Consider the following 22,878-nt stretch of genomic DNA (forward strand, 5'->3'; position numbering starts at 1 on the left):
TACGCGGGCACTTAAGTCAAGGATCCGAAGTGAACTGCAGCTGTCAGCGAGGGGCAGCAAAACCCGGATGCGATTCCCTGCCCCACAGTGCCAGCAGCGCTCCAGATGCGAGCATGGAGCCTGCGACGAACCAGAACGCCGCATCGAGCGTCCCGACAAGGCTTGCTGCGAGGCCGAACCCTAGCGCCCCAATCGCGTAGCCCAGATCGCGCCAGAAGCGGTAGATGCCGATCGCCGAGCCGCGCCATGTTGGATCGGCGATATCGGCGACGGCGGCCGACAGGTTCGGATAGAGCATCGCCATGCCAAACCCGGTGAGGGCAGCAGAAGCGGTCCACCCCGCAAACCCCTCGAGCAACACCATAAGAGCGGTTCCGATGGCGCAGACCCACATGCCTCCGACATTGAGAATATGCCGGCCGATCCGGTCGGAAAGCGGCCCGGTTATGAGTTGGGCAAGACCCCAGACGACGCCATAGGTTCCCGCGACCCATCCGATCTGCGGCAGCGGAACGCCCTTTGCAAAAAGGTGGACGGGCAGAACAACCCAAACAAGCGCATCGACGAATTTTTCTACCAGGCCCGCCTGCGACAACGCCGCCAAACGGCGGTCCCGCCATGACATCAGTGCGAACACCGCCCATGTGCCGGGCGGCGGCTCGTCCTGGCCAGGACTCCGATTCCGATCAGCGGAAGGACGGATGAACTGCAGCGTCTCGCGGACACCAAACACGGTCAGTAAAGTGCCGGCGGCGATGATGGCGATGCCAAAGACCAGAAGGCCGGTGCGCATTCCAAGGCCTTCGGTCAGATAAGCGGTGGCGATACCTGCGGCGGCCACACCTGCATAACCGGCAAATTCGTTGAGACCAAGAGTGAGACCGCGTTGGTCGGGCCGGGTGAAGTCGAGCTTTGCTGTCTGGCTCATCGACCAGCAAAGACCCTGATTGACGCCGAGAAGAACGGTCGCGGCGACAATCCAGGACCAGCTCGGCGCGAAATAGATTAGAAAGGGAACTGGAAACGCGGCGACCCAACCGGCGAGCAGCACGGGCCTGCGACCGACCCGCTCGGACAGGCGGCCAGCGACAAAATTCAAAACGCCTTTCACAAGGCCGAAGGCAACGACGAACGACGACAAGAGCAGGATCGAACCGCGTGGGACCTCGAACTCGCTCTCGGCCAAGGCTGGAACCACGGTTCGAACCATGCCGAGCGTCAGGCCCACAAGCAGCACTTGCAAGAGCTGATGCGCAAACTGGTTGCGGTTGGCGACGATCCCGATTTGCGGTTCGATCATGCTTCAGGTCCTGCGTGCTCGTACGGATATGTGCGCAACAAAAAGTTCGTATTGTCTATTGCGTTTTTTTGCAATCGATTTTATATGCGGTTCATCAAACAAACGGCTCGGCCGCTTCCCCCAGGAGAGACGCATGAAACAGGTTTCCGATAAGCTCTTCATCGCCCCGCAACTGACAGCCGGCGATATCCTTGCGGCCAAGGCCAAGGGCATCGCGGCCATCGTCAACAACCGCCCGGACGGCGAAGAGCCAAGCCAGCCCACATCGTCGGAGAACCGCCGCATCGCGCAAACCGAAGGGCTCGGCTACACGCATGTTCCCGTCGTTCCGGGCCAGATCACACTGGGTCACGTGACCGACTTCCAGGCCGCGCTTGCCCGGGCCGATGGCCCTGTCCTCGCCCATTGCAAGACCGGAACGCGCTCTGCGACGCTGTACGCGATCGGCGAAGTGCTCGACGGCCGGATGGCAAAGGACGACGTCATGCCGCTTGGACAGCGTCTCGGCGTCGACCTTTCGGGCGCGGTCAAATGGCTTGACGCCAACAATCAATAGACGAAATCGCAACACGCAAATTACGGACCGAGTGCCACGATGAGCAACAGACCAGATGTCAAGGCGTTCTTCGACAAGCGCACCTTTTCGGTGCAGTACGTCGTTTCCGATCCTGCCACGCACAAGTGCGCCATCATCGACCCCGTACTGGACTTCGACGAAAAGTCCGGCGCGACGGCGACGATCAATGCCGATGCGATCCTCGACTACGTCAGGTCAGCCGGTCTGGAGGTCGAGTGGATTCTCGACACCCATCCCCATGCGGACCACTTCTCCGCCGCGCGCTATCTCAAGGAAAAGACCGGCGCGCCGACCGCGATCGGCGAGAAGGTGGTCGAGGTGCAGAGGCTGTGGAAGGGCTTCTACAACTGGCCCGACTTCCCCGCCGACGGCTCGCAGTGGGACAAGCTCTTTGCCGAAGGCGAGACATTCAAGGTCGGTGAGATCGATGCCAAGGTGCTGTTCTCGCCCGGCCACACGCTGGCCTCGATCACCTACGTGATCGGCGATGCGGCCTTCGTCCACGACACGCTGTTCATGCCGGATTCGGGAACCGCGCGGGCCGACTTTCCCGGCGGCAGCGCATCGCGGCTGTGGGATTCGATCCAGCAGATTCTTGCCCTGCCTGACGCGACGCGCATCTTCGTCGGCCATGACTATCAGCCGGACGGGCGCGAGCCGCGGTGGGAGTCGACGGTCGGCGAACAGAAGGCGGCGAACACGCACATGTCGAAGTGCCGCTCGAAGGACGAGTTCGTCACCGTCCGCGAGAAGCGCGACGCGACCTTGCCGATGCCCAAGCTGATCCTGCACGCGTTGCAGGTCAACATGAATGGCGGCCGCCTGCCCGCGCCGGAGGCCAACGGCCAGCGGTACCTCAAATTCCCCCTCGACGTTCTGGAGGGCGCGGCATGGGACTGACCGTCATGACCCGCGAATTGTCGCAAGAGACCGCCGAGATGGTGGACAATGCCAGCGAGGCGGCGGATTTCCTGAAGAAGCTCGCCCACCCCTCGCGGCTGATGATCGTCTGCGCGCTCGTCGATGGCGAACGCTCGGTGCGCGACCTCGAAGACACGCTCGGCATCCGCCAGCCGGGCCTGTCGCAACAAATCGCCGAACTGCGCGAGGCCGGCTTCATTACCGGCCGCAAGGAATCCAAGCACATGTACTACCGGCTCGAAGACGGCCGCGTATCCGAGTTCATATCGATGATGCACGCCATGTTCTGCGCGACGCCGGCCAAAGGATCGAACCCATGACCGAGTTCACACCCCTCGCCTCGCTTGTCGGCGGCATGATGATCGGCCTGTCGGCCGTCCTTCTGATGTTGTGGGAAGGCCGTATCGCGGGCATTTCCGGCATCGCCGGCCGCCTCCTGCCGCCTTATCGCGATGGCGCGTTCCTGTCGCGCTTCGGCTTCGTCGTCGGGCTCGTCGCCGCACCGCTTGCCATGATCGCCATCAGCGGCATCGAGGTGAGCCAGACGGTCTCGTCGAACATTCCGCTGATGATCGCCGCCGGCCTTCTCGTCGGCTTCGGCTCGGTCTGGGGCAATGGCTGCACGTCGGGCCATGGCGTTTGCGGTCTGTCGCGGCTGTCGGCTCGCTCCATCGTCGCCACAGGCGTCTTTATGGCGACGGCCATCGTCACCGTCTTCCTCGTCCGCCACGTCATCGGAGCCTGATCCCATGTCCTTCCTCGTCAATCTCGCGCTCGGTCTCCTCTTCGGCGCAGGCCTGGTCGTCTCCGGCATGTCGGACCCGGCGAAGGTCCTTAACTTCCTCGATCTGTTCGGAACCTGGGACCCCTCGCTTGCCTTCGTCATGGGCGGCGCAGTGATGGTGGCCTTCGTCGGTTATCGTCTGGTGCTGACGCGCGCCGAGCCTATCGTCGGCGATCGATTCCACCTGCCGACGCGCAGCGACATCGACGCCAGGATCGTCGCCGGCCCCGCAATCTTCGGCATCGGCTGGGGGCTTGGCGGGTTCTGCCCCGGCCCAGCACTGACCGCGCTCGGCCTCGGCGCGACCGGGACGCTCGCCTTCATTCCCGCCATGATCCTCGGCATGTGGGCTGCGCGCCTGGTGGCCGAGGGGACCGCCGCACCACGCACCGCCTGACGCGGGCAACACCCGAAAGACCACGACAATGAACCGGCTGGCAGATTACCTGCCGATCCTTCACTGGGGTAGGCACTACTCCCGCGCGACCCTGACCAACGACATGGTCGCGGCGATCATCGTCACCATCATGCTGATCCCGCAATCGCTCGCCTATGCAATGCTGGCAGGCCTGCCGGGGGAGATCGGGCTCTACGCGTCGATCCTGCCGCTGGTCGCCTATGCCGTGTTTGGCACCAGCCGCACGCTCGCCGTCGGTCCCGTCGCGGTTGTCTCGCTGATGACCGCCTCGGCCATCGGCGAGATCGCTGCGCAGGGCACACCCGCCTATCTCGCCGCCGCCATGCTGCTCGCCTTCCTGTCGGGCGCGATGCTGATCGCCATGGGCCTCTTCCGGCTCGGCTTCGTCGCGAACTTTCTCAGCCACCCAGTCATTTCCGGCTTCATCACAGCTTCAGGCCTGCTGATTGCGGCCGGCCAGCTCAAATATTTGCTCGGCATTCCGGCCAGCGGGCACACTTTGCCGCAGATCGTAATAGGCATCGTCGAGAACATCGGCTCTGTTAATTTGCCGACCCTCATCCTCGGCGCATCGGTGCTGGCTTTCCTCTATTTCGTGCGACTGCGCCTGAAGCGAGTGCTCGTCGCGGTCGGCCTATCACCGCGGACGGCCGATATCACAACGAAGGCCGGGCCAGTCGCAGCCGTTGCCGCGACGATCCTCGCCGTGACGATGCTCGACCTCGGCACGCAAGGCGTCGCCCTCGTCGGTGCCATTCCCCAAGGCCTGCCCGTACCGGCCCTCCCCGCGTTCGATTTCGAGCTCATCCGCATGCTCGCCGTCCCAGCACTCCTGATCTCGCTGATCGGATTCGTGGAATCGGTTTCGGTCGCGCAGACGCTCGCCGCCAAGCGCCGCCAGCGCATCATCCCGGACCAGGAACTGATCGGCCTCGGTGCGGCCAACATCGCCTCGGCGATCTCGTCGGGCTATCCCGTCACCGGCGGCTTTGCGCGCTCGGTTGTCAATTTCGACGCCGGAGCCGAGACGCCGGCCGCCGGCATCTACACGGCCATCGGCATCGCGCTCGCCACGCTGTTCCTGACCCCGCTTCTTGCCAACCTGCCGCAGGCAACGCTCGCGGCGACCATCATCGTCGCCGTCCTGTCTCTGGTAAATGTCGCCCTCATTCAGCGCGTCTGGACCTATTCCAAGGTCGATTTCTCGGCCATGGCCGCGACGATCCTCGGCACGCTCTTCCTCGGCGTCGAGATCGGCGTCGTCATGGGCGTGGCGCTGTCGCTGCTCCTCCACCTCCACCGGACGTCGCGCCCGCACATGGCCGTTGTCGGCCAAGTGCCCGGCACCGAGCACTTCCGCAACGTCGATCGCCATGAGGTGGAAACCTCGCCGCAAATCCTGTCACTGCGAGTCGACGAAAGTCTCTACTTCGCCAATACGCGGTACCTCGAAGACCGCATCTCCGCTCTCGTCGCCGAGCGGCCGGAGCTCAAACACGTCATCTTGATGTGCTCGGCCGTGAACATGATCGACGCCTCCGCGCTCGAAAGCCTCGAGGAGATCAACCACCGCCTAAAGGATGCCGGCATCACCCTGCACCTTTCTGAGGTGAAGGGTCCGGTCATGGACCGCCTGAATCGCACGGACTTCCTCGCCGAACTGACAGGCAACGTCTTCCTCAGCCAGTACGAGGCGGTGAAGAGTATGGATCGGTCTCGTTAAACCCCCTCCAAAGCAAAGGATTTCCAATGCTGAGGACTATTCCATTCGCCCTGATTGGCGCTGTTTCCGTTTCCTTCGCCCCCGTTCCCGCTTCGCTCACCAGACCCAGCCTCCAGCAGACGGTTCAGACGGACCCCGAACTCGTCGAGGAGATCAACGGCTATTTGGAAGAGCTTGCACCGCATTCCCCCGACTAAGCAGCACCGCTCATTGTGAACGGCACAAAGGCCCGCGCGTGCGTCGGCCTTTGTGCAATCAAGGCATGAGGTGTTTGCCCATCCGGGCATTTACGGTCTCACCGGAGGCTCCTCAATCCCGCCTCACGGCATCGCCGATTGGATTTCCTGTAAATGCGTCCAGTCAACTGCCGCGTCGGTCAGGGCTGAACGCGTCATTCTATGTCGGCATTTCCGGCAGTGCTATACGGCGCAACTCGAGCTGCGAGGCTGCAATAGGCGGGTGGCGCGACCTTCCCGTAGCCCCCGGCTGATTGACAGCCGGTCCCCGGGATATCAGCAGCCCCTGGCACCGTCGTTGAACTTGGTTTTCGCCGATGGGGTAGAGCATTGTCAAACGATCGTTCCCCGCCACCTGCAAGCGGAAACTAGCTCAGCGCCGATCAAGCGACGGGTTAATCTTCCAACGGCCCGCCTCGACTGAGTACCGTCCGTGCAGACTCCCTTCGCTCAAGCTCGACAAGCCTTACGCCGTAAACCTTCCCGTTCAGCGCGACGAATTGTTCCCGTTCACGCGCGGCCTCGAGTAGATCGTCGATCTGCCGGATTCCGGAATCGCACGTCCATTGATCGTTACCGATACGCTGGAGCTTGGCGGCGTGGATGTCCGGAGATTCGTTAACCATGCGTCAAACCTCCTCGCCTAGCATCAATTTGGGGGCAAGGCTGGATACCTGCAGTGTGGACGCGCAAAGGTTTCTGCTCGATACCAGCGTAGTGAGCGAACTGGCCAAAAAGCGGCCGGACCTACGCATCGTGGAATGGCTGACCGCCCTGCAGGATTTCTCGCTTGCACTGCCGACAGCCTCCATCGTCGAGGTGTCACGGGGCATCGAATTGCTACGACCCGACAACCCAATCAGAGCCGCGCAACTCGACGAGTGGTTGCAGACGTTGTTGGCGTCGGACGTGCACACACCGTTTCTATGCACCGCCGCCGCTAGATTATATGGTCGCATGACAGGGTGTAGAGCTCTAAAGCACCTATGGATTTCGGACCCTCGGATGAAGGCACCGAAGATGGGACTCGATCTCATGATAGCATCGCAATCCATCGTCGAAAGCATCCCTATCGCGACGCTCAATTCTAAGGATTTTTTGTCGATCCACCAGTTGTTTCCGTTGCCCGGCCTGTTTCATCCAGGACTCAGAGACTGGATCGTGAACCCTGTGCGGGAATGGACGCTGACGCCATCCTCTTGACCCCCTACTTCCCCACCCAGCTCGATCCCAAGTTGGACAACACTCTTCCGGAATTCGCCAAGCGGGCCAGACCCACCTGTCTCGCCGTTCCGGTCCAGCAGCCCGAGGTAAGCGGGCCGTCCCTCGCCTATCGAGGCGACCGTATCAAACGATTGCGGATTGACACGTCAATTTTTGTTCTTTATTTGTTCCGTATCAGAGGAGACCGGTCCCATGGGCCCTTCGCGCGCCGCCATTTGTTACGGTCGGATAATACGCAGCTGACGGAGCTGCAGGCGCGATCTGCCTTGCTCATTTTCCTGTCGGGCACGATGCCCACGCAAGGACCGTTTCCATGAAAAAGCCTAAAAATGCCATCGCGAGGCTGGCTGCCTCGCTGCCGACCGCAATTGCCTATTGCGCGGTCGCTCGCGCGATGCGTAACCAGCACCGCTTCAACCACTTCTCTGCCGGCCTCGTCGTCCTTAAGCTACCTCCGGATGCAACTGCCACTCATTATCGAGTAGCCGCTGAAGCATACGTCGAAGTCCCGCAGGGTTCCCGACGCCGGTCAGATCCCTTCGTCGTCGTGATCGGGGACAAAAAGAACGACAGCTGGCCGAAGGATGTCACTGACTGGCTGAGCTATACCGATAAGGTGGTCGCATTATGCGGGCATGGCGACGTTGTTCCGCTTGCAGTCGCCCTTGCGGCCGACGCGGTAATCGAACTGGACCCCGTTAAACCCGGCGACATCGTCGGAGCGTGGAAGATGGGTTCGCGCGGTCCGATTACGCGCGGAGAGGCCGAACTGCTACTGAAGATTCCTTTCCCGATTCTAGATGCCGCCGCGCGAACCGGACGTTCCGCCGCAGATATCGTCTCCCGCGTCACCGAGGCCGGTAAATGTGTTGCCGAGTTCGAGGCTGGTGCCGTGAAGGCGGCAAGCGGACCATATCTCGACGACTTGGTGGGTATGGGCGAAGCCGAAGAGTGGGGCCGGGAACTGGCCTTAGACTTAGCAGACTGGAAGGAAGGCCGGATCCCGTGGTCGGCCGTGGACCGCGGCATCCTTCTGTCCGGACCGCCAGGCTGCGGCAAGACCACCTTCGCGAAAGCCCTGGCCAACACGTGCGGCGTCGAGCTCGTTTCAGGATCCTTGGCGCGGTGGCAGGCGGCAGGCTATCTAAACAGCCTTCTGAAATCCATGCGCGAAGCCTTTGCCACGGCGAAGGAGAAAGCGCCGTCGATTCTTTTCATCGACGAGATCGACGCGTTCGGCGATCGAGCGAAATTCAACGGCCACAACGAGCAATATTGCACCGAAGTAGTCGCGGGATTGCTCGAATGCTTGGATGGAGTAGACAGCCGCGAGGGCGTGATCGTCGTCGGAGCGGCCAACCATCCGGCTAGGCTCGACGCCGCAATCACCCGGTCGGGCCGTTTGGACCGGCACGTGCGCGTTTCGCTTCCGGACCGGGAAGGCCGCGCGGAGATCCTTCATCGACTTCTCGGAAACCAGATCGACCGTCCCGACCTGGAGTCGATCGCCGCGCGGCTGCCAAATCGCTCGGGCGCGGACCTGGGGCGTCTGGCGCGCGAGGCCATCAGAAGGGCACGGCGACAGTCTAGATTCCCCGTCATTGCCGATCTGGAAGCTTCCCTTCCGGAGAGGATTGCCATGCCAAAGGACTATCGCTGGCGGATCGCGGTCCACGAGGCCGGCCATGCCGTCATCGGCCTCCAGCTCGGCTACGGCGCTATCCGCCAGGTTCGAATTCCGGAGTGGTTCGAAGCGGATGTGGAGGCGCAGGTGGAAGGCGCTGTCGAATTTGAGATCGTTCGAAGCGAATGCAGAACTCTTGCCAGGATCGAGCAAGAAATCACCACGTTAATGGCGGGGGCGGCGGCCGAGAGGATGTTGTTCGGTGACCATTCAGCGGGAGTCGGCGGGAAGGCGGGATCTGACCTCCACCGCGCCACTGCATTGGCGACGGCCGCTTACCGGTCGTGGGGATTGGGCGATCGGCTCACCTTTATGGAAGAAACGTCTGCGAGCACGGCTGGACTCGCTTTCGATCCCGCTGCTCACAGATGGGTTTCTGAACTAACTGCTTCTTGTTTCGAGCGAGCTCTTCGCATGGTGCGAGATCGGCGCGAGGCGATCGAGGCTCTCGCGCAGGAACTGCTCGCTGAAGGCACAATGACGGGAGTTCGAGTTGCGGCGATTGTGCCCCCTGAAAAGCAACCCGTCGTGCGACCGAGGGCAAGGCGGGGAGCAAGACGTTCGGCGGCTGAATAACGCGGTCAGGTATCGCCAGTTGCTTGTCCAGATAGCGAAAGCGCGAGCGCCGCGCGCGAACTTCTCATCCGCACGCGTCCAGCTCGCGCCGCCATCATGGATGAACGATAAGCCCGTCGGATTTCACGAAGCGACCACGATCGATCATGTCGGAAACGACGTCGATGATGATTGCACGCAACTGGGCGCTCGTCGATTTGAACCCGAGATGCCGTGCCAAAGTGGACACGATTTCGCCCTCCGCAGCGCCGAGGTTTTCCGTTACGACGCGCTCGATCCCAACCTCCAACTCAGAGGGTGGCAAGTTCTCCGGCTTTCGCAATCCCGGCGACGACACGCTGCTGCGGTCACGGACTTGCGGTTGCGATCCCTCTATAGACAGGAACCGTCCGTCGCGGACGATGCCCCTGTGGGCTACGGCGCGGTCGATAGCCTGCTCGACGGCCGCCTGTATCCGACCACCGGCACGTTGCAGTCCATAGGCATCGCGTATCCGCGCCACCACCTCGTCGGAATGTACGGGAGACTCTACCTGCACCACCTGGGCGACCAGGTCGGCTAGGCGGCCGACAGGTGTCTCGTGGAGTTCGTAAGGTCCCGGCCGGGATATCGTTGCCTCAATATAGGCAGTGTCGACCAGATCTCCGGAGATGGCGTCACCCACGTCGAAGAGCCCGATCTCGGTCACATCCCCCCTGTCGACCGTGACGATTTCTACGGGGACAGCGCGCGAATTAATCGCTCCCACTTCGGCACGCTCGTCAAGTTCGAGCTTGGCGGCCTCCACCGCTTTGACAAGCCGGTCTAGCTGTTCTTGCGGTCGCTGAAACCAGTCGGTGCTCCAAATGCGGTGCATGATCCACCCGTGATCCTCGAGGACCGCTTGGCGCAAACGGTCTCGATCCCGGGCAGACCTGGCGGAATGGTACGCAGCGCCATCGCATTCGACACCCAAGAGGTAGCGGCCCGGACGCTCTGCATCCGCCACAGCGAGATCCACGAAGAACCCGGCAATGCCGACTTGTGGATGTACATCGTATCCCCTGCCGCGGAGAGCTTGCGCCACCTGTTCCTCGAAGATGCTGTCCGGGTCGCGGTCGGTCGCTTGGGCGATGGACAGCCGGCCGGTGCGGGCGTAGTGCAAGAAGAGCTTGAAAGCGAAGATGCCTTTCCCTTTCCCCCGCTCCAGGTCAATGTCCTCATCCGTTATAGAGGCAAAAACCTCGCACCGGCGTTTGGCGCGGCTGATCAGGACATTCAGGCGGCGTTCGCCTCCTTCCGCGCCCAACGGTCCGAACCGCATCGCCATGTAACCATGGGAGTTCTTGGCGTAGCCTACAGATATGATGATGACGTCGCGCTCGTCTCCCTGGACGTTTTCGAGGTTCTTGACGAAGAACGGCTCAGCAGGATGGGAATGGAAGAAATCCTCGGTATCGGGATTCAGACGCCGCAGGAGTTCCAATTCGTCTTGGATCGCACGACGTTGCGAAACCGAGAACGTCGCCACGCCAAGGGAGAGCTGCGGATGCGTCTTCGCGTGTCGGATGATCGCTTCCGCTACGGTGCGGGCCTCCACGGCGTTGACGTACGTCTTGCCGGAATCGAATACGCCGTCCGGAACGTGGTGGAACCGCAGCCCCATTCCGGCTTCCGCCGTATAGGGGCTGGGAACGATGAAGAGCTTGTTCTGGTAGAACTGCGAGTTCGATACCGCGATCAAGGATTGGTGGCGGCTGCGGTAATGCCATCGGAGCATGCGTTGCGGCAGGCCGCGCGCGCTGCAAAGGCCGAGAATACTTTCGATGTCGGCCACCCTCGCGCCGTCGTCTTCGTCATCGTCGTCCTGCGCTCCAGTCATCTTGGCGAAGAACTTGGTCGGCGGCAGCTGCCTCTCGTCGCCGACGACGACGATCTGCTTCGCCCGCGCGATGGCACCCAGCGCGTCGACGGGTTGGATCTGGGAAGCTTCGTCCATTACCAACAAGTCGAAGGTCATCTTGCCCGGCGTCAGAAACTGCGCGACCGACAGCGGGCTCATCATCATGACCGGCTTCATGGCCTGGATGGCGGGTCCGGCTCGTTGCATTAGCTGGCGTATCGGCATGTGCCGGCTACGTTTCGCCATCTCCCCTCTCAGGATACCGACAGGTCCGACCCCGCCGTTCCGTGATGGTATACGACGATGGTGCGCCCGCACGACCTCGAGGCTCGAGGCCTTGATCCGTTCGCGGTCGAGGTTCGCGAACTCCCGGACATGTTGGCTGTGAAGGTTTCCGTCGAACCTGCCGAGTTCCGGCTCCGCCGCAACGAACGCCGCGAGCAAGGCCTCGTGGTATGCCATTTCGAAGGCCGGGGCGGCGCTGTTCGTCGACAGTGTCCCGTCCGAAAGGGCGTCGACAAATGCGGACAGCCCGGCAGCGTGAGCCCTGTCTGCGCGATCTCTGTAAGATACCCATTTTGATAGTTGTTCGGTATTTGCAATCCATTCATCGAGCCGGGAGGAGCAGGCGCTGATTGGAACGTCGTGCGCATCGGCGACTTCGAACAGACCCGATACGTTGGAATTCAGCGAGTCCGCGATGTCGTGCAGTGCCTTGACTGCGGCGGCAGCTTCCTGCTCGATCCCTCTCGCCTTGTCCGCCAGCGCCCGGCGGTCAACCAAACGGCTGGCCAGATACCGGAATTCTCCATATTCCTGCATCCAGCCAACGGCCGTCACTAACGAACTCCATTGCGTCTCAGGACCGGCCCAGAGGGGAGCGAAGACAGTCCGCCCCAACTCGTCGCGGTCCCTCAGAACCGATGCGGCAGCCTGCAATGCCGCAAGCTTGTTCAGTAGGGTGATCCTATCCTCCAGCGACGCAGGCACGTGCCGGATCACCGACTTACAGACATCGTCGGCCCAAACGATGTTGCGAGCGCGGGCCTCCACGAGCAAAAGCGTAGCCCGTTCCGGAGAAGCGACATCCTCGAACAGGCTCGCTGCGGTCGGACCGAGATCGTGCCAGAAAGCCTCCAACGTTCCCTTGACGTCGTCTGCAAGCCGCAGAACTTGTGCCGCGCGCGCTCCGACGGCAGCTCGGTCCGCCAAACGCCCCGCGATCAAGCGCGGTTCAGCGCCGAGACCCTTGAGGGTGCGCATCCAAGCGGCCAACGCCAGCAACGGTTCTGCGGTCGATCGTTCGCCCCGCCAGTCGGAGCCGAACGCGGCCCGGCCAAGCGCATCTCCTTCCCGGAGCCTCGCTGCCGCAGCCTGGCCCCTCATAAGCTGGTCGAACAATTCGATGATCTCGGCAGTCGGCGTCGTCGGGGCGCGAAGTAGCGATCTAGCCAGGGCCACGGCCCTGCGGTAGTCGCCACTGAACACTTTGAAAAGGCCGGTATTCGTCGCCAATGCCTGCCGTGCGCCTGCGACCTCAGCGGTCCACGCGGCGTCCGATAACCTATCACCGATCGCGGTCCGGGCTCGCTCGAGCGTCTGGACCGCCTCGGCGAGATCGGCTGCTTTCTCTACTCCGTTGTCCCATACGGTCGCTGCAAACGCGTCAGGGCTGGCATCGGGCGCAGCCGCCACCCTGTCGCCCGTAGAAACCAAGCGATAGATCTCGGCGAGACTGCGGCCTTCAATCGTCGAGCCCAGTTCGGAAGCGAGGCGGGCGGAGGCTTCTTTGAGCGCCGGCACGATCTCAACCAGTCGCCTGGCTCGGAGAAACGCATCTGGGCCAAACCCCTGCGGCAGCGACCTAAGGTGGCTCTCGACATCCTCCAAGGGCGTGTCGATCGCGTCGGAGGTCAGGAGACCGCCCACCTCCGCGAACCTCTTCTCAAAGTCCAATCCCGCGTCAACGAGGGCCAAAATCTCGTCGACCCGCGAATGCCAATGGTCAGCAACCATCGCCTCGCGGGAAAGGCTCGGAGCTCGCTCGAGAATTTCGGCGCGCTCGCGCAGGGCGGCTACGTCCGAAAATGCCACGGGTTTCCGTTCGAGTTCGAGATCGTTCGAAACGCGATCCACTTCATCACTAACGGCGGCTACCTTGGTCCGAAGGTCTGCGAGTCGGGGAACCAACCTTTCCATGGTCGTGGGAAGCACCATACCCAGGCCAACGCCTCGCCATGGATGGTGGCTTGGCAGTCCGATCTCGTCGACGCGCTGCACCAGTTCGGCCAAAAGCTTCCTGCGATCGGAGACGTCGTCCGGCGTCCATTGCGTCGCGCGGTCCAGTTCGAGGTCTACCGGACGTTGGCCTTGCTGCCGAAGTCTCGTCAACTCTCCGAACAATCGGTAGGGCGTCAGTCCCGATGGTTGCTGCACTTCATGGATTCGCGCGACATGTAGATTTAAGGTGTCGCGCGCGTCATTAAGCTTCACCGCCAAGTTCGCAGGGAAGTCGCCGCGCGGGGACCCAAGTTCCCAAGTCCGACGCAGCTCCTCGAGCAGCATACGCTTGTTTGCCTTGTTGCTGTGCAACTCGAGGCACGCGTCGCCAACGCCCGCTTGGTCCAAGCGGCGCTTCACGACTTCCAGCGCCGCCATCTTCTCCGCGACGAAAAGCACCGTCTTGCCGTCTGCTACCGCGGAGGCGATCACGTTGGCGATGGTCTGCGACTTTCCGGTTCCGGGCGGTCCTTGGATGACGATGTCCCTGCCGCGTCTGACGTCATGCACGGCGAGGGTCTGGGATCCGTCGCTGTCCACGATGTGCAGCATCTCCGCGGGTGAGATGTGTTCGTCGATCGCCGCATCCTCGGAGAGCAGCGGCGCTCCCGCTTCGAAACCGTCGGACAGGAGGGCACGGATGTTTTCCTGTTCGGTGATCCGGAAGCCTTCGGGCCAGTTCCCGGGGTCGAGATCGCGGTACATCAGGAATTTGGAGAAGGAGAAGAACCCGAGAACGATATCGTCGCGGAGAACCGCCCAGTCTTCCTTCGTGGAGACCGCGTCCGCGACGTTGTCGAAATACACCCCGACATCCAACTCGTCGCCGGAATCAAAGGCAGGCAGCCGCAGAGCGTGGACGCGGTCGAGGTAAGCCTCCAACGACAAATTGGAACTCATGTCCTCAGATCTTGCACGCAACCGGAAGCGTTCACCGGCTGTTCCCCGCTCCAGTCGGACGGGTATGAGGACGAGCGGCGCGTGCCGGACGTTCTCCTTGTTGTTGGGATCGATCCACCGGAGCATGCCGAGCGCAAGAAAGAGGATGTTGACGCCCTGCTCTTCCTCGAGAGTACGCGCGTCGTGATAGAGATCCAGCAAGCGCTTCTGGAGCCCTTGCGGCGTCATCCGCGTCTGGAGTTTTGTGTCGGCATGACGCTTGGCGACACCCCGCTCGTCGTAGTCCTGGTCCGCGTCTTCCGGCAACGCGATGTCGACCGCCGGAAGGTCTTCGTCGTCGCCGACGTCTTCGCCGTTCGCGCGGTCGGGCCGGCCCGCCGAGAAGGTCAGGGCCTTCGCATCCGAGACCAGAAGTCGGTAAATCTCGTCGGAGCGCTCGTCGACGACGTCTATGGTCTTTGCCGATTTCGAGAATCGCGGAACATTGAGCAATCGATTGCGAGCAGACAAGTCGAGTAGTTCCGCCCGGGCTCGGTCGAGCTTCGCGTCGATTGGCAGGTTGCTCTGGTAGATCGATGTTTCGGCTTCTGACATTTATCGGCCCCGCGGGAAGTTGACCGATCTAATCGTACGCGATGCTGCGATTCAACCTTGGACTGTGCCTTATACACTGCCTGACACCGATCGAGCGAGGACGCGGCATGCGGTTGGCATGCTGATGCGCAGGCCGGCACCCGCCGTCTCCCTTTTGGTTGAGGCTCTGCGCTATTGGGCAGGTGACTGACAGGTCGCCTGCTACCTAACTGCGGAACCTCATGACTCATACAACGCATATGCTCCCGCTCCACCTTGCACAGTGCCGCTGGAAGTCTGCGTTGAGACGAGCACCCCGGACGCGAGGACATATCTGACGCAACGAGGATCACGGGACAGGACTGCCTTCGCTTCTTTGCCACGGACTAGGGGAACTTCGCGGACCGCCTTTGAGCGAAATAATGCGATGAATGCTGTTCCGCGAGACGCCGTCCGCAGATCGACGTCAACGGTCTTTGTCCGCCCGGACCGACCGATGCCGCCTGGTCCCGCATGCCGAAAGGGAAGCTGTGGACAACGCTCGAACCGACATGGAAACGGAAGGACCAGTCTCGACTTCGTGATTCGGCCGGTCTACGTAGAATCATGGCGCATGGAGAGCCCGCTTTGGAACTCGATGACAAGCTTCACGCAAACATAAAAGCGGCGCAGCGTTTGAAACAGCGTCTCCGCGATATTGACGCCGAAGCAACGTACAAGAAGACCGCCGCCGTCAACGAAGCGCTGTCGGAGCTCGGCGCGCTTGAACTCATCGCGGGCCTCATTGCCTCGGGCGAGGAAACTGTAGAGCGCCCCTCGAATACATTGCTCGCAAATCTCGAAAATTCGGCGCGCGCGCAGTCGGACGCATCGGCTACGGTCAAGGAAAGCGTCTTAGGCCGGCCTGTCGACGTGGGCGCGAAGCCTGCGTGGCGCATTGTTCTCGAAGCCTTGACGGCATCGCAAAACCCCCTCGACTCGGGAGACCTCACGGAATTGCTTACCCGGCTGGGCTGGACGAGATCCGCGGCCGAGAAAGCCAAGACCCGACTCCGGAACAGCGGTTCGGTGGTTCGGGACGGTCGTCACTACACGATTACGGAGACAGGGAGGAAAAAACTGATGGACTGACGGGAAGTAAAAGAAAGGGAGCGGAATCGGCTGCAACCGACACCACTCCCAAATGCGGACGTTGCTGGTAAAACCGTGGTTAGGCACCTCGGCATGCGGGTTCAATTCCCGTCGTCCGCTTAGGAAAAGAACCTTGATGCAGTTAAGCCGGTCGGCGAACTACCGTCAAGGTGCGGCACGACTTATCCCCACCTTGCCGGTGGTGCCGAGAACGTGCCTTATCGTCCGCAGTTCGAGCGGTTTCGCGCCGCCCCTGCGCAATGTCGAAGACGCCCGGAAACGAGCACGGGGAACGCCGCCTATATCAGACCCACGCCAAATGGATCGATAGCTGCACAGATTGACCCGATCCGACTTGACGTCGTTGTCCCGGACAGGTACAGACATTGTCTGCCTTTGTTCGATCGAGTGTCCGTCATGATCGCCTCGTTATCGATACGTCTGTAAGCGATAGGCTGGTAAGCGGCAGCAACCGCCGCGCGTCGACACTTCGGTTTCCAAATTAATCTGCGGTCTTGTTTCGTAGCTCGCTTTTAGCGTGACTTGCGAAAGTATGTTCGCGTCAGTTTGTCCGGCGTGCGTTGTCGGCACCGGCTGTCGCGCATGCCCCCGCCGATGACGATGGATTCGAGCTTCGTGCGCTGACATCGCGGCCGTCCCAATCTACCGGTCCCATTCTTCCCGAAAAACCGCCCTTCCGTGGCCTGCGTTCAGGTCGGCCCGGAGCGGCTTCATCAAGACAGCTGCGTCCGACCTCATTCGGACAGCGAGGGATTGTGTCCTATGAAAAAAGATAATGATGTCCGCGACTGCGAAGGCAAGGCGTCGCTCCGTGGTGATCTGGATGGCTTCCAGGACGATCGCACCGCGCCACGAAAGCAACGATGCCATGATGGCCGGCGCGATGAAGGCCGGGAGCCCATTGTACTGCGCGCATCGCCGAAGGTCTCGCTTGCCGGACGGCCCATCGCGATGCGCTCGAGGGGTTCGTTCCGTGGGACGATCATCAGCCCACTGGACGATCGCGAGATTCACTACGAAAGCGCCCTCGAACGGGACGCCGCTTACATCTTGCTCGCCGACCCCCGGGTGGCGGCGCTTCGCGAGCAAGTCGGTCCCATTTCCTTCAAGGCCGCCGATGGCTCGTTGAGGCAGCACTACTTCGATTTCGTCGCGACGCTCTGTGACGGATCGAAGCACGCAATCGCCGTGAAATACGAGAAAGACGTCGATAAGAGCGGCATCCGCGACGTGTTGGCTCGCATCCGCGCGACGGCGACGCTCGACGCGCGCATCCTTTTGCGCACCGAGCGGCATATCACTCGCATCAAGGCGGACAACGCCAGACTGGTTTTGCACGCCAATCGCGTCGCGAACGTCGAAGTCGTCGCCGAACTACAGCACTTCCTAGCGAGTGTACACGGCGTCGCGCCCCTGGCCGACATCCTCCAGGCGGCCGGCCTTTCAACATCCGAAGGTTTCTATGCCGCCGCCCGACTTTTCGGGCTCGGCGTCATCGGATGCACAAACGGAGGAGCCCTCACCTACGAAACCCGCGTGCACCGCATCAACAATCATCAGGACAAATAAGGAGGCGACAATGACCAATCATCAGCCGCAAACGGTTCGGATGCATTTTAGCATCCACGACAATATCTCGATCGATGGCGTGGACTACACCCCGGTGTCCAGCAACAAGGAGGGCCACGTACTACGTCGTTTCGCGACCCCCGATCTTTGCGTCCACTTCTCGCATGAAGAGATCGCCAGCCTCTGGGATCGCGGGGCTCTCAAGCGGCACCCGGACTTTTACGCGCCGTCGAAAATCGAGGGGCGCGGTCCCGGCGAAATCGGAATTTCCACCCTATCCGAAGCGCACCAGAGAAAGATTTTCTGGAAGCAGGACTGGTGCGACCAATTCCACGAGTTGGAACGCCGAGGGCAATCCACCCGCTCCGAAGCGTTGATGTTGAAGGCTATCGAGCAGATCGCCCCCAAGATCGCGGGTGCGCACATTCTACGTCTCGACACCTCCCAACGCTGCGGTGGAGTAGTGGAAGCTCGTGTCCCCCCGAAGCCCACGACGTTGCGTCGATGGCTTCGCAAGTATGAGAGTGCGGGCTTCGATCCGATCGTTCTGCACGACCGGTACGGACGTAGCGGCAACAGGGTCGACAGATTTGATCCCGACGTAAGGGCGGCGCTCGTTCGTGTCGCGGCAAGCTACGGCGACAGCAGAAGACCTACCAAGAAGATGCTTTACGAGGTTCTCAGACGCGAGATCGACCTTTTGAACATGGTGCGCATCGACAAGGGTGAAGAACCTCTAGCGACGCCCGGACGAACCGCGCTGTCACGCCAAATCTCGAAGCTTAACGTTTTCCAAGTCGTAGCGGCCCGCGAGGGCCAGGCGAAGGCGCGCAACAAATTTGCGGCCATCGGCCTCGGTGTTTCCGTCATGCGGCCGCTTGAACGCACCGAAATGGACGAATGGAACGTCCAGCTTCACACCATTCTACAGCAGGCGGACCGTTGGAAGGACCTCTCTCCCAAAGAACGCGCCGCGGCGAAGCGTTCGCGCATCTGGGTGTCGGTGATGACCGACTGTGCCACCCGCAGCGTCCTTGCCGTGCATCCGATCAAGAAGTCTCCCACCGCATCCGACGCCTTGGCGACGATGCGGATGGCAATGCTCGACAAGTCGCCTATCGCTCTGGCGGCCGGCTGTAAGTCGCCTTGGCCGATGTCTGGCCAATTTACAACGGTGGTAACCGACACCGGACCCGCCTATGTCGCCGACATTACACGTGCCGCCATCAGCGACGTTCATGCCGAAGCGATGTTCTGCCCGGCTGGAGTGCCGGAAATGCGAGCGCGTATCGAACGGGTGTTCTCGACGATTCATCGGCAGTTCGTCTCCAACTTCGACGGAAGGACGTTCGAGAACGTCGTGGCGAAGGGCGACTATGACGCGGAAGCCAATGCCGTGATCGATCCGGAAGAGCTTTACAGGCTTCTGGTGCGGTATATCGTCGACGTTTACCACCACACACCGCACGAAGGACTGGCAGGCGAGACGCCTTTCGCATGCTGGCAACGGCTGACCGAGCGCTTCGGTGTGCCGATGCTCGATCGCGAGAAGGTCGGCCAGGTCTTCGGGGTTTCGATGGATCGGAGGCTGCGCCGCGAAGGGATCGAGGTCTTCGGCGTCATCTACGCGCACGATCGCGTCCACACACTTCACAAGAAGGAAGGCGCGCGCGACGTCAAGATCAGGTTCGACCAGACCGACATCGGCCGGATTTTCGTGCAGATCGACGAGGAGTGGATCCGCGTTGCCGCCAAGCGCGACGATCTCGATGGCGTCAGTCTGGACGATTGGCTGAACCGCCGCTCGTCCGAGCGGCAGGCGTTCGCTAAAGGCGCTGCGGAGATGAAACCGATTGCTGACGAAGCGAAGGCTGACATCACTGCTTTCGCCGACATGGCGCGACAGCGGGCGCAACTGATGCCCCTTGTTTATTCGAGCGACAAGCTCCGCGAACTCGCCTCAGTCGCTTCGAAGTTCCATCGCGATCCCGACATCTCGACCGAGGACGCGTTTTTCGAGGAGTACGATGGGGATCACCCCGATGTCGCGCCCGCGCCGGTCGCAACCGACGACGCAGAGCTGGCGGAAACGACCGTCGACGAAACCAACATCGCCGATTTCTTTCTGGAGGACTGACCATGCAGACGACCAAAGTCGAAGGCGCGCGGGACATCGAAACCATCGCACGGGACATCTTCAAGGCCTACCTGGGCAGCGAGCGCGACAAAGATCTAGCAGACGCCATGTACCGCTTGACAGAAAACAGTGCGCGGGCGGCCGACGCCGTCGGCGAAGCATGCGTAGGCCGGCTCTCGGAGGGCAGGATGCTCGCGCTTCTCGGAGCGTCGGGCGCGGGTAAAACCCGCGCGCTTGAACGCATCTTCGCGCGGACGGTGGAATTTGGGGACTGGCAGGACATCGACGCTGACAGTCCACTGATTTCAATCAAGGCTCCGTCTCCGTGTACGCTGAAGCAGCTTGGAATCGAGGTTCTCAGAGCGCTTGGATATCCCATCCGTCGGGACTTGAAGGAGTACGTCGTGTGGGAGCTCGTTCGCGAGCGCCTCCAACTGCGCAAAGTTCGTTATGTCCATATCGACGAACTCCAGCACGTCGCGAAGAAAGGCTATGTCAAGGAAGCGCAGAAGGTCCGGGACACAATTAAGAGCTTGGTTCAATGGCCGCAGTGGCCGGTGTCTGTGATCGTTTCCGGAACGCCGGAAATCGCGACGTTCATTGAGGAAGACACGCAGATCAAACGCCGTTGTCTGATCGTCAACTTTACCTCGCTCGACGTCGACGCGGATGCCGCCCAGTTCGCCCAGCGCCTGACGGCATTGGTCAAACGGAAAGCCGAGCTTTCGCTCGGCGCAGACGCTATCACCCTTTCTCGCAAGGTCATTCACGCCGCCGAGAGGCAGTACGGCACTGCTATTGAAATCGTCCAAGACGCGACCTTGGAGGCTTTGCGCGAAGGAACGGGCACCGTTGATAACGGGCATTTCGCCCGCATCTTTAAGATCAGGACGGGCTGCTCGGAAGACAGAAACGTATTCACCGCTGCCGATTGGAGGGACATCGACGTTGGCAGTTCGCTGCAACTGGCGCTGTCGGACCAAGGACGTGGTGCCGAACGCAAACCGAACAGGGTGAGGAGAAATGGTTGATCACCTGCCAAGGGCGCTGACCTTATCTCTCAACGACGACGAGACGACGATGAGCTATGTCTCGCGCGTCGCTATGCTGAACGGTCGGCCTCCCAGAGAGTTCTGCCGCGATATCGGAGCGAGCCCCAGTGCCTTGGCACTGGGGGATCGTGGGGCGATCGAGCACCTCGCTAAAGCCACCCGCGCCGATGCCGACGCCATTGAAGCGCGGATTTTCATTCGGAAGGAGCGGAATCGGTACGTCTTCAGAGAGGAACCCCTCGCCGTCCAAGGCCTCGATTTCAAGCGGCTACGTTTCTGTCCGCTTTGCATCGCTAGTGACGCTACCGACGGAGCCGGGCCGCCCCCCGTTCGTCCTTACCTTCGTGCTGCATGGATTATGACCTCGTACAGGAACTGTCCCGTACACCGTTCGCCATTGGTCACCCGGGCAAGTGTATCGGAACTTGATTTTGCCCGCATCATCGCAAGCGCGAACAACGCGACGGCTTCTGCGCACCTAACGGATAGCGATTGCCGCTTCGAGGCGTACGTCGATGAGCGTCTTCGAGGTCGCCGCGATCCGGCGCACTGGCTTGACTTGTTTCGCATCGACGCGGCCGGACGCGTTTGTGAACTCGTCGGAGCTACCGAACTCTTTCCCGGCCGGTATGTCTCGTCTCTCGATACATCGGAGGTTTGTGCCGCGCAAAGGCATGGGTTTGGTGTAACCTGCAACGGTCCGAAAGCTGTCCGGGCACTGTTCGAGCGCGTCCGCAATGCCCGCGATCTGCCGCCAGTCACGCCGGCGGAGGCCTGGCCTGCTCTGAACAATTATCTGCGAACAGCTTCCGATGCCGTTTATGACCCGCTTCGTGAAATCTTGTACGATTTTTCCGTAGCGACCATGCCGCTAGGCGAAGGTGATATCTGCATGGGGCGAAAAGTCAGTCGGCGTTTGATCCACTCCGTTCGAACGGCGGCAAAGCAGAGAAAGACGCACCCCAATCGCCTACGACGCCTTTTGGAAAAGGGCGGGTTCGTTTCCGACGCGTCGAGCGAATTCTATAACGAGCGAGTATTGTTCGACGCCAAAGCCTCGGACACATTCCTGGAGTTGGTCGCGGAGTCGATGCCTTGGCAGGCCGCCGTCAGGTATTTGAACCTGCCTCCTCGCTATGATCGCCGGTTACTTGGCGAAGAATTCCTCAAACCGCTCGTAAAGCCCGGCGATGGGCCACTTACCCAACATGTGTTTCCGAAGAGGCGGCTTGACGTATTTCTGGGCAGGCTCACAGCGAATGGTTCCGCGCTCTGCCTCGAGGACGATCGGTTCCTGGACATTCGAGGCGCGGCTCGTACGACGGAGTGCCATGAGTACGACATCGTGCGAATGTTGTTTAGCTCACAGCTGATCAACGTCCGCATCAATCCCGCCGAGCGAGCCTACAGGGCGATTTTCGTCGACCCCGAAGAGGTCGCACGGGTGATTTCCCGTCGCTATCATGGGATGACGAAACGTCAGGCTGGAAAGACCATCAGAACCAGAATCACGGTGGTCAACGCGCTGATCAACAACGGTATGATTGAGACTTTCATCTGCAATAAGCCGACCCAAGGCCGACGGCGGATCGCTTTGGTCCCAGAAAGTGTCGAGCGTTTTGCGGAACGGTACGTCAGCCTGGCGACGCTCTCGATCGAAACTGGGAAGCATCATACCGCGCTCCTGAAGTCGTTGGATCAGATCGAGGTCGAACCGGCGTTTCCGAAAGAGCTGCTCAAAGCTCAGTTTTATGAACGAGCGCGCTTAGCACATCTGTCATAATCAAATATCGAGGACGTCTTTAAGCCCGGCTCTGCCGGGCTTTTTTTGTGACTGCGGGTGGGGCTCCAAACCGCGCAGTTGGCTTTGAGTCATCCTGATGCAGATAT

17 protein-coding genes and 1 tRNA gene are annotated in these 22,878 nt (G+C 61.1%); 15 read left to right on the forward strand and 3 right to left on the reverse strand.

Features of this window, described 5'->3' with window-relative positions; translation table 11 throughout:
• Positions 1–43: 43 nt before the first annotated feature.
• On the reverse strand, positions 44–1,300 hold the full coding sequence (locus ALII_RS0115095) for an MFS transporter (protein WP_029660593.1): 1,257 nt from the start codon (positions 1,298–1,300) through the stop codon (positions 44–46).
• A 133-nt stretch (positions 1,301–1,433) separates the two neighbouring features.
• On the opposite strand from ALII_RS0115095, the gene ALII_RS23310 reads away from it, so the two are divergent.
• The 7 genes from ALII_RS23310 to ALII_RS22725 are packed head-to-tail and all read left to right on the forward strand — an operon-like array spanning position 1,434 to position 5,920.
• The gene (locus ALII_RS23310) at positions 1,434–1,856 is read left to right on the forward strand and encodes a TIGR01244 family sulfur transferase (RefSeq protein ID WP_024588072.1); all 423 of its coding nucleotides are present in this window, start codon (positions 1,434–1,436) and stop codon (positions 1,854–1,856) included.
• 39 nt (positions 1,857–1,895) lie between these two features.
• A complete protein-coding gene (locus ALII_RS0115105; RefSeq protein WP_024588073.1) occupies positions 1,896–2,777 on the forward strand; it encodes an MBL fold metallo-hydrolase in 882 nt (293 codons plus the stop codon).
• A 5-nt stretch (positions 2,778–2,782) separates the two neighbouring features.
• Positions 2,783–3,118 carry a metalloregulator ArsR/SmtB family transcription factor gene (locus ALII_RS0115110; RefSeq protein WP_024588074.1) on the forward strand — a complete coding sequence of 112 codons (336 nt, stop codon included), beginning with the start codon at positions 2,783–2,785 and terminating at the stop codon, positions 3,116–3,118.
• On the forward strand, positions 3,115–3,543 hold the full coding sequence (locus ALII_RS0115115) for a YeeE/YedE family protein (RefSeq protein WP_024588075.1): 429 nt from the start codon (positions 3,115–3,117) through the stop codon (positions 3,541–3,543). Before ALII_RS0115110 ends, ALII_RS0115115 begins: the two co-directional genes overlap by 4 nt.
• Before the next feature lie 4 nt (positions 3,544–3,547).
• Positions 3,548–3,979 carry a DUF6691 family protein gene (locus ALII_RS0115120; protein WP_024588076.1) on the forward strand — a complete coding sequence of 144 codons (432 nt, stop codon included), beginning with the start codon at positions 3,548–3,550 and terminating at the stop codon, positions 3,977–3,979.
• 28 nt (positions 3,980–4,007) lie between these two features.
• Positions 4,008–5,723 (forward strand): sulfate permease, encoded by a 1,716-nt coding sequence (gene sulP, locus ALII_RS0115125; RefSeq protein WP_024588077.1) that lies wholly within the window; start codon positions 4,008–4,010, stop codon positions 5,721–5,723.
• 26 nt (positions 5,724–5,749) lie between these two features.
• Complete coding sequence (locus ALII_RS22725) at positions 5,750–5,920, forward strand: hypothetical protein (RefSeq protein WP_161632270.1); 171 nt, start codon at positions 5,750–5,752, stop codon at positions 5,918–5,920.
• Positions 5,921–6,354: 434 nt separating this feature from the next.
• On the opposite strand, the gene ALII_RS0115135 is transcribed toward ALII_RS22725, so the two are convergent.
• Positions 6,355–6,585 carry a hypothetical protein gene (locus ALII_RS0115135; RefSeq protein ID WP_024588078.1) on the reverse strand — a complete coding sequence of 77 codons (231 nt, stop codon included), beginning with the start codon at positions 6,583–6,585 and terminating at the stop codon, positions 6,355–6,357.
• Here ALII_RS0115135 and ALII_RS0115140 point away from each other — a divergent pair.
• Both ALII_RS0115140 and ALII_RS0115150 read left to right on the forward strand, forming a co-directional pair.
• Positions 6,584–7,162 (forward strand): PIN domain-containing protein, encoded by a 579-nt coding sequence (locus ALII_RS0115140; protein WP_024588079.1) that lies wholly within the window; start codon positions 6,584–6,586, stop codon positions 7,160–7,162. The genes ALII_RS0115135 and ALII_RS0115140 overlap by 2 nt on opposite strands.
• A gap of 334 nt (positions 7,163–7,496) precedes the next feature.
• The gene (locus ALII_RS0115150) at positions 7,497–9,443 is read left to right on the forward strand and encodes an AAA family ATPase (protein ID WP_024588081.1); all 1,947 of its coding nucleotides are present in this window, start codon (positions 7,497–7,499) and stop codon (positions 9,441–9,443) included.
• Positions 9,444–9,537: 94 nt separating this feature from the next.
• Here the strand turns inward: ALII_RS0115150 and ALII_RS0115155 are convergent, their stop codons facing one another.
• On the reverse strand, positions 9,538–15,099 hold the full coding sequence (locus tag ALII_RS0115155) for a DUF3320 domain-containing protein (protein WP_024588082.1): 5,562 nt from the start codon (positions 15,097–15,099) through the stop codon (positions 9,538–9,540).
• Between the two features lie 606 nt (positions 15,100–15,705).
• Between ALII_RS0115155 and ALII_RS0115160 the strand changes: the two genes are divergently transcribed.
• From ALII_RS0115160 to ALII_RS22070, 6 genes are all read left to right on the forward strand, one after another.
• A complete protein-coding gene (locus ALII_RS0115160; protein WP_152529644.1) occupies positions 15,706–16,209 on the forward strand; it encodes a hypothetical protein in 504 nt (167 codons plus the stop codon).
• Positions 16,210–16,263: 54 nt separating this feature from the next.
• Positions 16,264–16,329, forward strand: a tRNA-OTHER gene (locus tag ALII_RS22475).
• 663 nt (positions 16,330–16,992) lie between these two features.
• Positions 16,993–17,799: a hypothetical protein gene (locus ALII_RS0115170; RefSeq protein ID WP_152529645.1), complete on the forward strand. Its 807-nt coding sequence runs from the start codon at positions 16,993–16,995 to the stop codon at positions 17,797–17,799.
• A gap of 10 nt (positions 17,800–17,809) precedes the next feature.
• The gene (locus tag ALII_RS0115175; protein ID WP_161632271.1) at positions 17,810–19,936 is read left to right on the forward strand and encodes a Mu transposase C-terminal domain-containing protein; all 2,127 of its coding nucleotides are present in this window, start codon (positions 17,810–17,812) and stop codon (positions 19,934–19,936) included.
• 2 nt (positions 19,937–19,938) lie between these two features.
• Positions 19,939–20,967: a TniB family NTP-binding protein gene (locus tag ALII_RS0115180; protein WP_024588087.1), complete on the forward strand. Its 1,029-nt coding sequence runs from the start codon at positions 19,939–19,941 to the stop codon at positions 20,965–20,967.
• A complete protein-coding gene (locus tag ALII_RS22070) occupies positions 20,960–22,771 on the forward strand; it encodes a TniQ family protein (protein WP_024588088.1) in 1,812 nt (603 codons plus the stop codon). The genes ALII_RS0115180 and ALII_RS22070 overlap by 8 nt, the downstream gene beginning before the upstream one ends.
• Positions 22,772–22,878: the final 107 nt, after the last annotated feature.

Source organism: Aliihoeflea sp. 2WW, assembly GCF_000497755.1.
In the GTDB taxonomy this organism is placed as follows: domain Bacteria; phylum Pseudomonadota; class Alphaproteobacteria; order Rhizobiales; family Rhizobiaceae; genus Aliihoeflea.